This is a genomic window from Pseudidiomarina indica, assembly GCF_900104245.1.
GTDB lineage: Bacteria > Pseudomonadota > Gammaproteobacteria > Enterobacterales > Alteromonadaceae > Pseudidiomarina > Pseudidiomarina indica.
Genome location: NZ_FMXN01000002.1, coordinates 293,346 through 308,843 on the forward strand (window position 1 = coordinate 293,346; position 15,498 = coordinate 308,843).

Annotated in this window: 9 protein-coding genes; 4 read left to right on the forward strand and 5 right to left on the reverse strand. The window is 50.6% G+C overall.

Annotated features, from left to right (window positions below):
* Window positions 1–47 precede the first annotated feature (47 nt).
* Window positions 48–1,409 carry an outer membrane channel protein TolC gene (tolC, locus tag BLP64_RS03070; protein WP_092591625.1) on the forward strand — a complete coding sequence of 454 codons (1,362 nt, stop codon included), beginning with the start codon at window positions 48–50 and terminating at the stop codon, window positions 1,407–1,409.
* Window positions 1,402–2,334, forward strand: coding sequence for an LpxL/LpxP family Kdo(2)-lipid IV(A) lauroyl/palmitoleoyl acyltransferase (gene lpxL / locus BLP64_RS03075; protein WP_092591722.1), 933 nt, complete (start codon window positions 1,402–1,404; stop codon window positions 2,332–2,334). Before tolC ends, lpxL begins: the two co-directional genes overlap by 8 nt.
* Here the strand turns inward: lpxL and glnE are convergent.
* Window positions 2,322–6,053: a bifunctional [glutamate--ammonia ligase]-adenylyl-L-tyrosine phosphorylase/[glutamate--ammonia-ligase] adenylyltransferase gene (glnE, locus tag BLP64_RS03080; RefSeq protein WP_092591627.1), complete on the reverse strand. Its 3,732-nt coding sequence runs from the start codon at window positions 6,051–6,053 to the stop codon at window positions 2,322–2,324. The two genes, lpxL and glnE, sit on opposite strands and share 13 nt — an antisense overlap.
* Before the next feature lie 229 nt (window positions 6,054–6,282).
* On the opposite strand from glnE, the gene putA reads away from it, so the two are divergent.
* On the forward strand, window positions 6,283–9,450 hold the full coding sequence (putA, locus tag BLP64_RS03085) for a bifunctional proline dehydrogenase/L-glutamate gamma-semialdehyde dehydrogenase PutA (protein WP_092591629.1): 3,168 nt from the start codon (window positions 6,283–6,285) through the stop codon (window positions 9,448–9,450).
* 39 nt (window positions 9,451–9,489) lie between these two features.
* On the opposite strand, the gene BLP64_RS03090 is transcribed toward putA, so the two are convergent.
* The 3 genes from BLP64_RS03090 to BLP64_RS03100 form a co-directional block, all read right to left on the reverse strand.
* On the reverse strand, window positions 9,490–11,265 hold the full coding sequence (locus tag BLP64_RS03090) for an acyl-CoA dehydrogenase C-terminal domain-containing protein (protein ID WP_092591631.1): 1,776 nt from the start codon (window positions 11,263–11,265) through the stop codon (window positions 9,490–9,492).
* An 80-nt stretch (window positions 11,266–11,345) separates the two neighbouring features.
* Entirely contained in the window at window positions 11,346–12,041 is a 696-nt protein-coding gene (locus tag BLP64_RS03095; protein ID WP_092591633.1) for a general secretion pathway protein GspB, read from the reverse strand.
* Window positions 12,041–13,498, reverse strand: coding sequence for an ExeA family protein (locus BLP64_RS03100; RefSeq protein WP_092591634.1), 1,458 nt, complete (start codon window positions 13,496–13,498; stop codon window positions 12,041–12,043). The genes BLP64_RS03095 and BLP64_RS03100 overlap by 1 nt, the downstream gene beginning before the upstream one ends.
* Before the next feature lie 102 nt (window positions 13,499–13,600).
* On the opposite strand from BLP64_RS03100, the gene BLP64_RS10970 reads away from it, so the two are divergent.
* Window positions 13,601–14,740: a tRNA nucleotidyltransferase/poly(A) polymerase-related protein gene (locus BLP64_RS10970; protein ID WP_092591636.1), complete on the forward strand. Its 1,140-nt coding sequence runs from the start codon at window positions 13,601–13,603 to the stop codon at window positions 14,738–14,740.
* Here the strand turns inward: BLP64_RS10970 and BLP64_RS03110 are convergent.
* A complete protein-coding gene (locus tag BLP64_RS03110; protein ID WP_092591638.1) occupies window positions 14,702–15,496 on the reverse strand; it encodes an undecaprenyl-diphosphate phosphatase in 795 nt (264 codons plus the stop codon). The two genes, BLP64_RS10970 and BLP64_RS03110, sit on opposite strands and share 39 nt — an antisense overlap.
* Between the last annotated feature and the right edge of the window lie 2 nt (window positions 15,497–15,498).

Here is a 15,498-nt window from a genome sequence, read left to right on the forward strand (position 1 = left end):
AATTTTTTGGCAAGATGATGCTTTCAAATAATTAGGACACCCAATCCATGAAAAAGCACGTACTATCCGTATTAGTAGGCCTGACTCTTAGCGCATCTGCAAGCGTGGCCTATGCCGATGATTTAGCGCAAGTGTTCCAACTTGCATTGCAGAATGACCCAACCTTACAACAAGTCGATGCACAACGCCGTGCAGCGCAAAAAGGCGTCGATATTTCCAAAGCAGCGTTTTGGCCTCAATTAAACTTATCTGCCGGGTATTCTCGCAGTGAATCTGAAAGTGCAACCTATGATTCTGTTGCCCAAAGCTTTATTGTCATTGATAGCGAAAACCGTGGCTGGAACGCCGGCGTCAACCTAAGCCAAACTATTTTTGATATGAACGTTTGGGACCGTGCTGAGCTGAGCGAAAAACAAGCGTATCAGGCTGAAGTTAACTATTTAAGCACCCGCCAACAACTCATGCTGCGCGTGGTAAACGCTTACTTCACCGTGTTAGAGCGGCAAGATGACTTAGCCTTTGCAACGGCTGAGAAAAATGCCATTGAGCGCCAGCTTGAGCAAACCAAACAACGTTTCTCCGTCGGGCTAACGGCCATCACTGACGTGCATGAAGCGCAAGCTCAGTACGACACCTCAGTCGCAGCTGAAATTCAAGCGCGTAACGCCGTAGAAATCGCCCAGGAATCACTGCGCGAAATTACCGGTCGCTACCATGAGAGTTTGGCGAGCTTGAACACCGACTCATTCTCACCAGAAGCTCCAACGCCAGCAGATGCCACTCAGTGGGTTAAAGTTGCCGAAGATAAAAACCTGCAATTGATTGTGCAGCGGGTTGCTGTTGAAATTGCCGAGCATCAAATCGATCTCGCTCGTAATGGTCACTTACCGACCGTTTCGTTATCAGGTTCTTACTCAACGCGTGATACCACAACCACAGCGCGCGGCAATAAAATTGATATGCCACGAATGGATTCAAACTCTATTGGGTTGAACTTGAACGTGCCAATTTTCTCTGGGTTCCGTACCTCAGCAGAAGTTGATCAAGCACGTGAATTCTACGTTGCATCAAGTCAAGAGCTGGAAGGTGTGCGTCGTAGCGTCGAGCGCCAAGTGCGTAACGCGTACTATGATGTGGTGGCGTCACAAGCCAGTATCCGTGCCTTTGAGCAAGCCGTTGTTTCTGCAGAAAGTGCGCTGAAAGCAACACAAACAGGTTTCGAAGTTGGTACCCGGACCATCGTTGACGTATTAGACAGCACCCGTAACCTTTACAACGCGCGTCGTAACTTATCGAAAGCTCGTTACGGTTACATCCGTCAGTACCTCACGCTGAAACAAGCTTCAGGTCAAATCAGTGAACAAGATCTTATTGCAATTAATGCCAGCTTAATTCATGAAAATAGTTGAAAAACCGCGCTTTGAGCCACGTTTCTTATTGCCGAAATACTGGCTGACGTGGCTTAGTGTCGGTGTTCTGTATACCATTTCTTGGTTGCCACATCGTTGGCAACTAGGAATGGGACGCGCCTTAGGTCGATTGTTTTACCGTTTCGTTCCCCGCCGCGCGCACATTGCTCGGCGCAATCTCGAATTGTGCTTTCCAGAGAAAGACGCCAATGAAATTGAATCATTGGTCAAAAAGAACCTTGAAAATACCGGCATCGCCTTCTTTGAAACAGGCATGGCCTGGTGGTGGCCTGATTGGCGTATCCGCCGCAAGCTTCATGTGCACGGAACTGAACATTTAGTTGCCGCGCAACGTGATGGCAAAGGGGTGCTGTTGCTGCTGTTTCACTTTTTAAGTCTCGAAGTGCATGCGCGGATGAATGGGTTTGTACAGCCAGCTGTAGGGCTTTATCGCCCTCACAACAATGCTGTCATGGAGTTTTTACAAACTCGTGGCCGTGGCCGCTCCAATAAATATCTGATTCCTCGTACCGACGTGCGCAGCATGTTAGAAGCACTGAATCGAGGTGACATCGCGGGCTATTTGCCTGACCAAGACTACGGCCGTAAACGGACGGTGTTCGCACCGTTGTTTGCTGTTGAGCAAGCCAGTACCACCACCGGTACTTTGCTGTTTGCGAACAATGCCAACTGTTCAGTCGTACCGGTCACTTGTTTCCGCCGTGACGATGGCCGTGGTTATGACATGACGTTTTACCCGGCTTTTGACAACTTCCCCACCGGGGATGATGTGGCCGATGTCACGCGGGTGAATCGCATGATCGAATTTGCAATTTTGCAAAAACCCGAACAATACATGTGGATTCACCGCCGCTTCAAAACCCGTCCGAATAAAGACGATCCTGATTTATATCAGGCAGAATGATCGCCCAACCAGACCCGCCAAGCTTGTTGCACGGCTTGGCGGTGCATCGCCAGATGGTCGTCCCCCACCTTGCCGGCATTTTCGAGCGCCAGCTGATGAGCGACTTCTCGCTCGGCTAAATACGCATCGATCAGTTGCTGAGCTTGAGCCTCGCTGAATAAACCATTGCCCGCACATTGCTCCAAAATCCGCACATTATCACTGTACTGGGTGAGACTTGGATACTCCTTGGCAAATCGCAACACCAAATACTGCACGAGAAACTCCAAATCCGTCATGCCCCCTTTCGCTTGCTTCACATGCTCGTCACTGGAAGGGTCATGGGAAGCTTGGTGGCTTCTCATTTTATCGCGCATCGTAATCACTTCTTGTTGCAATGTTTCCTCATCACGCCGCTGACATAACTGGTCAACCCGTAATGCTGCCAAGGCATTCACTAAATCGGGGTGGCCAAAAATAGCACGGGCCCGCACCAAGGCTTGCAACTCCCAAGTCCAAGCATCTTCTGTTAAGTAGCTGGCAAAGGTGGTTAGTCGCGTGACCAGCAGCCCGGCATTCCCCGAGGGGCGTAACCGCATATCCACATCATACAAACTGCCAATCATGGTACGCGCCGTAAATAAATGAAGAATGCGCTGGGCGAGACGTAAGTAAAACTGCTGAACTTCGATAGGTTTCACCCCATCGGTTTCACCTTGGTAGTCGGAATCTGTAATAAACACCAAATCGAGATCGGAGCTATAGCTCAGCTCTAATCCCCCTAACTTCCCGTAAGCGAATACCGCAAACCCCATATTATTTGCATCTCGGCCAGGTGGCTGGCCGTGCCGTTCGGTCAATTGATGCCAAGCTAAATGAACCACTTTGGCGATCATCGCCTCCGCCAGATAACTTAAATGATCACTGACTTTCATCAGCGGTAAGCCACCACTGATATCGGCGGCAGCGATTTTCAATTGCAGCACTTGGCGAGCTTGACGCAAGGCATCCATCTGCAGCTCCAACTCTTGTTCTGGCAATCGCATTAAATATTCATCAAGCTGTGCGGGGTAGTCGGTCAGTTGAGGTAAATCATACAGATGCTGAGGATCGATTAACTCATCCAATAACAGCGGATATTGAGCCAGTTGCTTGGTGAGCCACGCACTGGCCTGACATAATTTGATGAGCTGCTGCCGTGCTCCCTGATTTTCTACCAAAAGTTCCACATAAGCAGTCCGCGTCATAATTTTTTGCAACACATGCACCACTCGCATCACCACTTGCTCGGGTTGTTCCAATTGCATTAACTCTTCCAACAACAAAGGAACTAACCGAGCCATGGCCTGCCGCCCGCGTGGCCCCGAGCTACGCCGGCGTACTTCTGCCCGCAATTGCCGAATGGTTTGCCAAATTTGCTCCGCCTCAGGGGCAGCCACGTTACTTTCCATAAGCACCGCTAGCGCTGTTTCATCCTCCACCATATCCTGCCATAGCAGCTGATAAGCCCCCGCTTCTTCATCGCGTTCGTCGGGCTGACCAATCACTTGCATAAAATGTTGATGCACGGTGGCCATGGTTGCTTTGACCAAACGTTCCACTGCCGGCCAGGGCTGGTGAAGCGCCAAACTCACACGGCGCTGTAATTGAGGGTCCGTAGGCAGTTGCTGGGTTTGTTCATCGTTCAGTTGCTGTAACACATGTTCGATTTTTCGTAGTACCTGATAACAATCGAGTAGCTCCTGAACCGCCTCGGGTGCGAGCAGCCCCTGTTCCGCGAGTGCTTGGTACGCCTGATACAGGGAGTGGGTTTGCAACTGACGCTGCTGGCCACCGCGAATAAGCTGAAAGGCTTGCGCAATGAATTCAATTTCTCGGATGCCACCGGGGCCTAATTTGATATTCCATTCATACCCTTGGCGCCGAGTTTCTTGGGTGATTAAACTCTTCATTTTTCGCAAGGCATCAATGGCCGAAAAATCAATATAACGGCGGTATACAAAGGGGCGTAGCAACTGCTGTAAGGGTTGTTGCATGGCTCGGTCGGCCCCAATTAACCGGGCTTTCACCATGGCATAGCGCTCCCAGTCACGGCCCTGCTCTTGGTAATAGGATTCCAATGCCGATAAGCTCGCGACCAAGGGACCGGATTGCCCAAAAGGCCGCAGCCGTAAGTCGACTCGAAACACCCGGCCATCAGCGGTGATGGTGTCCAGTAGCCCAACCAACCCTTGCGCTAATCGTGTGAAAAAGACGGAATTCTCCAACGGGCGCCGTTCATGATCTGAAACCCCTTGCTCGGGATAGCAAAAGATCACATCAATATCCGACGAAAAGTTGAGCTCACGTCCCCCCAACTTCCCCATGCCAATCACCCATAACGGCATGGCCGAGCCACATTCTGTGCGGGGGGTGCCATACCGCTCACAATAACGAGGGTAAAGCCACGCCAGTGCTTCTTCAATCAAGGCGTCGGCTGTGGCCGTTAAGTGTTCCAGCATGTCGGTAAGCGATAATTGCTGTAATAAATCAGCAGCGGCTAAGGTGGCGTACCAACGCTGCCGCACGTGACGCAATAGCAGTTGCGCCTGCTGTTCATTCTGACACTGAGCCAATTGCTGTCGCAGTTCATTGCCATAGGTGGTGGACGCAGGGAGTTGCACGTTGCCATCACACCATTGCACCCCTGTGGTTTGTTGGGTCAGCACTCGCTCAACAAATTCACTAATTTGTACCACATAAGCCCGTTGCAGCCTTTCATCGGGTGGTTGCTGAAGCAGTGCGGCAACATCCAACAGAATCAGTTGATAATCAAGTGCGCCCCGTAGCTGTACCGCGCCGGCCACATCTTGCCTTGCCGCCAACTGTGCAAACTGGTGTTGATAATGAGCTAATCTTTGTCCCAACGGCAGGAGCTGAGTATCCAAGGAGCCCAATAACTGTACGCTATGAGCACACCACTCCAGCCCAGTCGCAACTCCTTGCAGTGCAACCTCACTGGGTGCTTCACGTAAACAGGTATCATGGTGCTGCCAATGGTTCAGCGCAGTCGCCACACCCTGATAAATTCCACTGGGTGGATGCCGTTGCATAAAATGCGTGGAGCAGCGCAACGGCGCGAGCGGTTGCAACTGTGATAATCCTGCCAATAGATAGCCGCGCGCCGCTTTACTCAAACTACCCAGCTGCGCTCCTACGGCTGTCATAAACACCCGTGCGGTACGCAACGCATCGGTTAATTCGCCGCCTTGCACCTCTAATTCGATTTCGCAAATTTGTTGCTGTCGAGCCCCAGCAATCACCCAACCTTCGTCAAACACTAACTCAATACAGCCTTGCCCACTTGGAAGTTGCCAGCGGTGACGCGTAAAGTTTGTTTGAAACAAACATTGTAACTGTGCTTGAATCGTCGCCAGCGGAAACTGTGTCGGCCAAATACTGTCATCGAACAAGGTTAAGTCGGGCGTATCTGCCGTGATATCGCAGTTGTATTCGGGGCGTGAATGAATTCCTGCGGTCACTTCGCCCGCCAGCTTCACGGTTTGTTCGCGCTGCTGTTCCCGTTGGCGAATCCGTAAACCGATATCAAAGTGGCGTAATTGTAGGTCGGGAGTGTCAAAATAACTGTTCGCTAACACCATCACCGTTGGGGCGTTTCCCGCCAGTTGTTGACACAGCGCTAAAACAGCCTCTTTTTGTGCCGGTTCCACCAGCAACTTCAGTTCAATTTCTCGACTCACAAATCACACTCTACTTATTGATTTTACTTGTTTCATACGGTACTCGCAGGAACCATGCTGGTCAACTGAAATGGCTTGACAGTTTCCCCTAAAAAATGCACCTTGGCGGCAATAAATTTTCTAGCAAAAAAACTGCTCTAGTATGCTTTACGCGCGGTTAAAATGGCATATACTTGCGCGCGAAAAGATTGTCACCCCCAGCCTTGGGCTGAGTCCAACAGGAGATGCTATGTTTAAAGCGAGTGAAGTACTTGCGGCTCAGTATACCGGCGCCGACCTTGGTCGACTCCAACAAGCAATTACTGCCAACTATTTAGTTGACGAAGACGCTTATTTACGCGAGCTTTTACCATTAGTTCCACAACTAAAGACGACCATTAATTCAGTCACTGACGCAACTGCTAAATTAGTGCAGAAAGTGCGCGATCGTGCTGATAACAGTGGGATTGATGCATTTTTACAAGAATATAGTTTGGATACCAAGGAAGGGATCATCTTAATGTGCTTGGCTGAAGCACTGCTGCGAATCCCTGATAAGGAAACAGCAGATGCCCTCATTCAAGACCGCTTGTCCGGTGGTGAATGGCAGAAGCACATGGGTCAAAGTAGCTCATGGCTGGTCAACAGTGGTACATGGAGCCTGGCTTTAACCAACTCGATTATTAACCCTCACGGCAAGCCGATGGAGACCCCACGCGGGACCTTCAAACGGTTAATTCGTCGTCTCAGTTTGCCAGTGGTTCGTAAAGCGACCTACGTTGCAATGCGCATCATGGGCACCCAGTTCGTCCTGGGGCGTACCATTGAAGAAGCACTTAAAAATAGTGTTGCAAACCGCGACAAAGGCTATACCCACTCTTATGACATGTTGGGTGAAGCCGCGTTAACCATGGCTGACGCGCGTCGCTATCATGCCGACTACGTCAATTCGATCAAGAAAATCAGTGCCACCACGTTCAATAACCCGGACGTTCCGCGGCCCACAATTTCGATCAAACTGTCCGCCATTCACCCTCGTTATGAAGTGGCTAACCGTGAGCGGGTTCTGACGGAACTTGCAGACAGCCTCACGGAATTGGTGAAGCTCGCAAAAGAAGCGGATGTCGGTGTCAGTATTGACGCGGAAGAAATGGATCGGTTGGAACTGTCCCTCGAGCTTTTCGAAAAAGTCTATCGCAGTGGTGTCTGCCAAGGCTGGCCACGCTTTGGTTTAGTGGTCCAAGCCTACTCCAAGCGTGCACTTCCAGTCCTTTGCTGGATTACCGCATTGGCCCGTGAGTGCGGCGACGAAATTCCAGTGCGATTAGTGAAAGGTGCCTATTGGGATAGCGAAATCAAATGGTGTCAGGTGAACGGTTTAGCAGGCTACCCAGTGTATACTCGGAAGGCCAATACGGACGTTTCCTACTTGGCTTGTGCGCATTACCTGATGAGCCCAGCGACTGATGGTGCTATTTATCCTCAGTTTGCAACGCACAACGCGCAAACCGTGGTCGCGATTCGTGACCTCAACCAAAAATACCAACGTCGGATCGAGTTCCAACGTCTCCATGGCATGGGCGAAGACCTCTACGATACCTTGCTGGAACAAGCACCGAACACCACGGTTCGTATTTATGCGCCGGTAGGAGCACACAAAGATCTGCTCCCGTACCTGGTTCGTCGTTTACTTGAGAATGGTGCCAACTCCTCGTTCGTGCATAAGCTGGTGGACCCTGAAACGCCCATCGCTGAGCTGACGGAGCATCCAATCACCACCATGCTGAAGCATGATAATTTTGCGAACCATAAAATTCCTTTACCGACCCAAATTTTTACCGATCGGAAGAACTCGTTAGGACTGAATATGAACATTCACTCACAAGCTGATGACTTTATTACTGCCGTTCAACAATACCGCCACAAGCAGTGGCAAGGCGGCCCAATTATTAATGGCGAAGTGATCGATGCCCATCATCAAGTGGCCATTCACAGTCCACAAAATAACACGCACCAAGTCGGTTCTATCGCCTGGGGTGATAAAGCCTTAGCAGAAAAAGCCTTAGGCATTGCCAATGCGGCTTTCCCTAAATGGCGTGATACCCCGGTTGAAGAGCGCGCTGTCGCACTTGAGAAGCTAGCTGATTTGTTACAAGAAAACCGTGAAGAACTGATTGCTTTATGTTCTCTTGAAGCCGGTAAGAGCTTGCAAGACGGTATTGATGAGCTGCGTGAAGCCATTGACTTCTGTCGTTATTACGCTCAGCAAGCGCGTCAGCTGATGGGAGCAGCAGTCCCGTTACCTGGCCCTACCGGTGAAACCAACGATCTGTTTACCGAAGGCCGCGGTACGTTCGTGTGCATTAGCCCATGGAACTTCCCTCTGGCCATTTTCTTAGGCCAAGTGGTTGCAGCATTGGTGGCTGGAAACTGTGTGATTGCCAAGCCAGCGGAGCAAACCGGTTTAATTGCTTTCCGTGCGGTGCAATTAGCACACGAAGCAGGCATTCCTGCAGATGTCTTGCACTTTATTCCTGGCAGTGGTGCTGAAGTTGGTAACTTCCTAGTTTCGCAAGAAGACATCGGTGGCGTTTGCTTTACCGGCTCTACTTATACTGCTAAAGCAATCAACCGCGCACTGGCTGCTCGGTCAGGGGCGATTGTCCCATTAGTGGCAGAAACCGGTGGCCAAAACGCGATGTTAGTCGATTCAACCGCCTTGCCTGAGCAAGCCGTGACTGACATTGTTGCGAGTGCTTTCAAGAGTGCAGGTCAACGTTGTTCAGCGTTACGGGTTCTTTTTGTACAAGAAGACATCGCCGAGCGTGTCATCGATTTGCTTAAAGGCGCCATGGCAGAGCTGAAAGTGGGTGACCCTATTTTGCACGAAACTGATGTGGGCCCTGTGATTGATGGTGCTGCGAAGAGTAACCTTGAGCAACATATCAATGATATCTTGCAAGTTGGTACCTTGATTGCACAAGCTCCCATGCCTGAATACACCAACAATGGGACGTTTGTACCACCAACAGCCATTGAAATTGACAATATTGCACAGTTGGTGAAAGAAAACTTTGGCCCGATTCTGCATATCATTCGCTACAAAACGAGCGAGCTGGATCAGATTATCGACAGCATCAACAGCACTGGCTTTGGCTTAACCTTCGGTATTCACAGCCGGAACGAAAGCTTTGCTGAAGATATTGCGCGTCGCGTTGAAGTTGGGAACGTGTACATTAACCGTAACCAAGTAGGCGCAGTGGTTGGCGTTCAACCATTCGGTGGCCGCGGGTTATCAGGAACCGGTCCAAAAGCGGGTGGTCCATTGTACCTCACACGCTTTGTGACGGAAAAGACACGAACCAATAACGTCACCGCTGTGGGCGGTAACGCAACCTTGTTATCGCTAGGCGACTAGGGATAACAAGGCACTGCCATCATGACATTGGGTGGGCGACTAAAAGTCGCCCACTTCATGTAAATACAGACTGGAACTGCCGTCTTTGATTACTGCCGCTAGGCTGTGAATCCGAGGCAAAATCCGCGCCATATAAAACTTCGCAGTCTTCGCTTTACTTGCCAAATACGGCTTCTCAGCCACCAACGGAGCTGCTGCTTTCGCCATCCGCAACCACAGATAACCAAAGGTCACATAGCCCACCAAGTGGAGATATTCCACCGCCACACTGCTGATGATATTTTCATCCTCTGCAACCCGAGTGAGTACTGATTTTGTCACCTCACCAACCAATTGTGTTGCTTCAGCAAGTTGTTGATATTCCTTTTCAAAGCCAGCCAATGGTTCAGCCAGTAAGGTTTGAATATCTTCCAATAATGGTTTTAATAACTCCCCACGAGAGCCGGCCACTTTACGCCCCAGTAAATCCAGTGCTTGGATACCATTGGTGCCTTCATAGATTTGCGCAATGCGCGTATCCCGCACCAGTTGCTCTTGGCCCCACTCGCGGATGAAACCATGCCCGCCGAATACTTGTTGCCCCAATACCGTCGCTTCAAACCCGGTATCGGTTAAAAAGGCTTTTGCAACCGGCGTCAGTAATTGTACTAACGCTGTGCCCCGCTCTCGCATGGCTGGGTCATTGGCAAACTTAGCGCGGTCAAGCTGTTGGCCAACATACGTTGAAAATGCTCTGCCCCCTTCAACAAAGGCTTTCATCGTCAGTAGCATCCGGCGCACGTCGCCATGAACAATAATAGGGTCCGCTTCTTTGCTCGTATCGCGAGTGGCTTTCGCGCCACGGCCTTGAATCCGTTCTTGAGCATATTCCAACGCATTTTGATACGACCGGGTTGCTGCTCCTAACCCTTGAATCCCCACTCCAAGCCGCTCATAGTTCATCATGGTAAACATGGCCGCTAACCCTTGGTTGGGTTCGCCGACCATCCAGCCTTTGGCAGCATCAAAGTTCATCACACAAGTGGCGGAGGCGTGAATGCCCATCTTGTGCTCGATGGAACCGCACACAACCCCATTGTGCTCTCCCAGTGAACCATCTTCATTGACTAAGAATTTGGGCACTAAAAACAGGCTAATCCCTCTACTTCCGGTAGGTGCATCGGGGAGCTTCGCAAGCACTAAATGGATAATATTCTCTGCCAAATCATGCTCACCCGCGGTAATAAATATTTTGGTGCCTGAAATGGCAAAACTGCCGTCATCCTGAGGGATTGCTTTGGTACGAATCATGCCCAGATCGGTTCCCGCATGGGGCTCGGTTAAGCACATTGACCCCGTCCATTGGCCGGTGATCATGTTTTCTAAATAGGTCGATTTCAGTGTGCTATCCGCATGCTCGTCAAGCGCCATGATGGCCCCTGCTGTTAAGCCCGGATAAAGAGAAAAGGAAATATCGGCAGCACAAAGCATTTCTTCGTATTGTGCAGAAACACTCTTGGGTAACCCCATGCCACCAAATTCAGGATTGGCGGTCACACCGACCCAACCGCCCGCAGCTAACTGTTGGAAGTTTTCTTTATAGCCTTTCGGGGTGGTTACTTGGCCATCGGTATACGAAACCCCTTCTTCGTCAGCAGCGCGCGCTAAAGGAGCAATCAAGGTTTCTGCTAACTTGGCACCTTCATCAATAATGGCAAACGCTGTTTCCAAATCAAGCTCGGCAAGCTCATCACTTTGTGACCAATCTTGATCCACTTGAAACACATCTTGCAGAACAAATTGCATATCTTCACGAGGGACACGATACTCTGCCATAACAACACCTCTTGTGCTTGGATTGATTTCACCATGAAATCAAACAAAAGATTTAAACAGGTGTTTTAATAACAGATTTGTTAGGGCCTTGTCCAGTCATCTAGGGCAGATTGCTGGAAGGCTTGAGCATCTTTTGCCAGCACGACATGGCTTGGCCCAATGGCTAACACCCGCAGCCCTTGCAGGGTTTCCCCTTCGTGCAACCGAATCCCATTCAGCACCACCCAACGGGCCTCTTCCCGCGAAGAATACTGGTGTCCATCATAACTAAAACTGGGAATAGTCCGTTGAAAGCTCAGGCTTAATTCAGCCAATTTGGGAATCACGCTTTGGCCACTTTGCTCACTCAATGCGGCGTCGAACGCATTTAATAATTCCGGTGATATTTGATTCAGATCAATCGCCTGATTGTCGCTCACGATGGATTCTGAGGCTTGCGTACGGGCTTGGCTCACAATCTCCACGCCTTCAACGGCCGGTGTTTCAGCAACGGGGTTCGGCCACATGGGTTGCCGAATGGGAACAATCGTACCTAATGAATAGTGGGCCGCCTGCGTTGCTGCAACCGGCTGCACAACCTCAGGCATCCTTTGCTGGGGTTCGCTTTGGCTTATCAACCGCCCTCCCAGCACCCCAATTATCAACGCACCGATCAGCACCAGCAACCACCAACGCCCACTGCCCCCTCGTGCTGGCGCCGATTCGAGTGCGACGGGATGAGGTGTTTGCAATAAGGGGGATGACTGTTTTTTTAATGCATTTAAGACCGATGACATTAGTTCATCTCCCCTTGCTGGGTAGTAAGCAACCGTGGGCCACCACTCTCTTCAGTGGCGGTTAACCAAGCGAGTGTGAGCCCATCTAACTGACCGGTTACAGGGAGCTTTGCCTGCTGCTGCACTCGGCGTAATTGCTCGGCGAGAGTCGACAAGTTGGGTGCCCCCTGTGGTTGTAATTGTTCCGCCAACCACCTTTGATAGACAGACCCTGCTTGCTCAGCCTCGGTGGCACTATACCCAGGCGGGAATGGAATCAACATGACAAACTCTCCGGTCCAAGCAGCATGAGGTTGCTGGTGAAGATGCGTTAGCAGTTGCAGCTCGTCATTCGCCAAGCGGAGCAATACCGGACGTTGGGGGCTGAGAATCTGATCCAGCCGTGCACGACCTTCAACACAGAGCAATTCAAACTGCGCTACCCACTCACAAAACCCTTCGTTGGTTGGTGGAGCAGGCAATCGCCAACTCGCCGCAAGGGCCTCAATAGGATGTGGCGTCGGCGCTGCCACCACTGCGGGGGGAGGCGCAACTGCTGCTGCCCGATAATGGGCCCAGCCCCATTGTCCCAAGCCCCCCAATAAAGCGACACTGAGTGCAACCAACACATACTGTGGCCAAGATTTGGATGAGGCCGCACGTTGCACTTCGCCCCCATCTAATTCCAACACAGCAATTTTCACATGACGCACCGCCACCACGGGTTGCTGCTCATTGAAAGCTGCCAACAATGCCCGATCGCACAACAAGTTCAACCGCCGTGGAATGCCTTCACTGGCACGATGCAACGCTCGAATTGCCGCGGTTTCAAATAACCCCCGCTGTGCTCCGGCCACTTGTAAGCGATAATTGATATAGCGTTCAGTATCCGCTAGCTGCAACGGCAAAAGGTGATATCGAGCGGTGATTCGTTGCGCGAGCTGGCGTAACTCACGCCGCCGTAATAAATCTTGTAACTCAGGCTGGCCAATCAAAATAACCCGTAGGAGTTTATGCTGATTGGTTTCTAGATTGGTTAATAAACGGAGCTGTTCCAGCACTTGCGGCTGCAAATGCTGCGCTTCATCAATCAGCACCACACATTGTTGCCCCTCGGCATGGGCGGCTAATAAAAACTGACTGAGTTTATCCGTCAATTGCTTGGCACTGGCTTGGCGACGGTTATAACGAATGCCAAATTCGTCACATAAGGTCGCTAATAGCTCATCTGAATTGAGCATGGGATTCAAAATAAATGCGGTGCGTGTTTGCTCAGACAATTGCTCCAAGAGCGCACGGGACACCGTGGTCTTCCCCGTTCCCACCTCACCGGTGAGCAAAATAAACCCGCCACTGCCTTGCAGTCCATAGCTCAAGTGGGCAAGGGCCTCTTGATGGCGCTCGCTTAAATACAAGAATTGTGGATCTGGCGCAATTGAAAACGGCTCAGTATGTAGTCCAAAATAGTTAAGATACATAGCAACGTGACTGCTTTAGTAGTGATAGTATGAGACAGTGTATCGAGTCACTGGCATTGCTGCTAGTCATTCGGCGTATCCCATAAAATAATAGGAGTGAGCATGAAAGTCTATCTGGTCGGTGGTGCCGTGCGTGATCAACTGCTGCATAAAGCAGTGCACGAACGTGACTATGTGGTCGTTGGTGCCACTCCCGAGCAGATGTTAGCCCTTGGGTATCGCCAAGTTGGGAAAGACTTTCCGGTATTTCTCCACCCACAAACCAATGAAGAGTATGCGTTGGCTCGGACCGAGCGCAAGTCAGGTGCAGGCTATACCGGGTTTACTGTGTTTGCAGACCCAAGTGTCACACTGGAAGAAGATTTGTTTCGACGCGATTTAACCGTCAATGCCATTGCCCAAGATGAATCGGGCGAACTGATTGACCCTTATGGCGGGCTTCATGATCTTCAGGAGCGGTGGTTACGACATATTTCCCCCGCTTTTACTGAAGACCCTTTGCGGATTTTGCGCGTGGCTCGATTTGCTGCACGCTTTGCCGGTGATGGCTTTAAAGTAGCTCCCGAAACCCTTGCGCTGATGCAACAGATAAGTCAAAACGGGGAACTGGCTCACCTTTCAGCAGAACGCGTTTGGCAAGAAACTGAAAAGGCCTTGGCCACGACCTCCCCCCAAGTCTACTGGAGTTTGCTCCATCAGGTTCAAGCCATGCAGCCGTGGTTTAGTGAACTCGAGCACAACATTGATGAACAAGGCTTGGAGCACATCGCTGAGGTCTGCGCTGAGGATCGTAGTCTCTATGCCTGGGCACTGAGTTGTTCCCGCATCACTGAAGAACAATTACACGCCTTGCACCAACGTTTGCGGGTGCCCAAACGCTATCAAGTGATCGCCCTAGATGCCCTGCAAGTGAGTTGGTCCCCCGCCCAGGTAATCGATGCCCAGTGGGTGTTTGACCTAATCAGCAAACTCGATGGCTGGCGCCAGCCAGAGCGCGTTTCACAACTCTTAAAATTATGGCGACTACTCGGTATGACAAGGGTTCTAACCCAGCAGATTGAGGCGGCCTATGATGCCGCTAAGGCGATTCAGGCTCGTGAGGTGATGCAGCGGGCGGCCCAAGCAGGCACCCCATTACAGGGTGCCGAAATCAATCAGGCCGTGCTGGCTGAGCGGCTGCAGTGCATTCAACAACACTGGTCCTTAGATAAACCAGATCAGCAGAACAATACCAAGCAATAAACGATAAAGAACAAATGGCAACATGCCCATGCGGCTAATGATTTTTAAGAACGCATGGATACATAGATAGGCCGCAATAAACGAAGCAAGCACGCCAACTCCAACCGGAAGCCAGGCAATGGGTTCCACCTGTTGAGTTGTTTTGAGCGACAAGTAGCCGCCGGCCATCAGAATAATCGGGATGGATAATAAAAAACTAAAGCGTGCTGCATCCGTTTTGGTCAACCCTAACATCATCCCTGCCGTCATGGTAATTCCTGAGCGTGAGGTTCCAGGAATCAGCGCCAATGCCTGCGCCACACCAATAATCAGGACCTGTCGTAAAGTTAACTTTTCAATGGTTTGTTGTTGCGTGGCACGGGCATCGGCGTACCACAATAACAAACCGAAAATAATGGTGGTGATTGCAATTACCAAGGCGGAACGAGCGTAATCCTCGATCAACCCACTGAGCAACAATCCAGCTAAAGCAGCAGGAAAGGTTCCCCAAATAATCAACCACGCCAAACGGCTATGGGCATTGTGTTGCCCTTTAAAACTGCCGAGCCAGCCCACTATCAACTGGCCAATTTCTTGTCGAAAATACAGCATCACCGCCAGCAATGTTCCCACATGAACCGCAACATCAAAAGCAAGCCCTTGATCGGTCCAACCCAGCAGTTGAGACGGTAAAATAAGATGCGCAGAGCTCGAAATGGGAAGAAATTCTGTCAATCCTTGAATTAATGCGAGAATAATTGCTTCAAAAATACTCACAA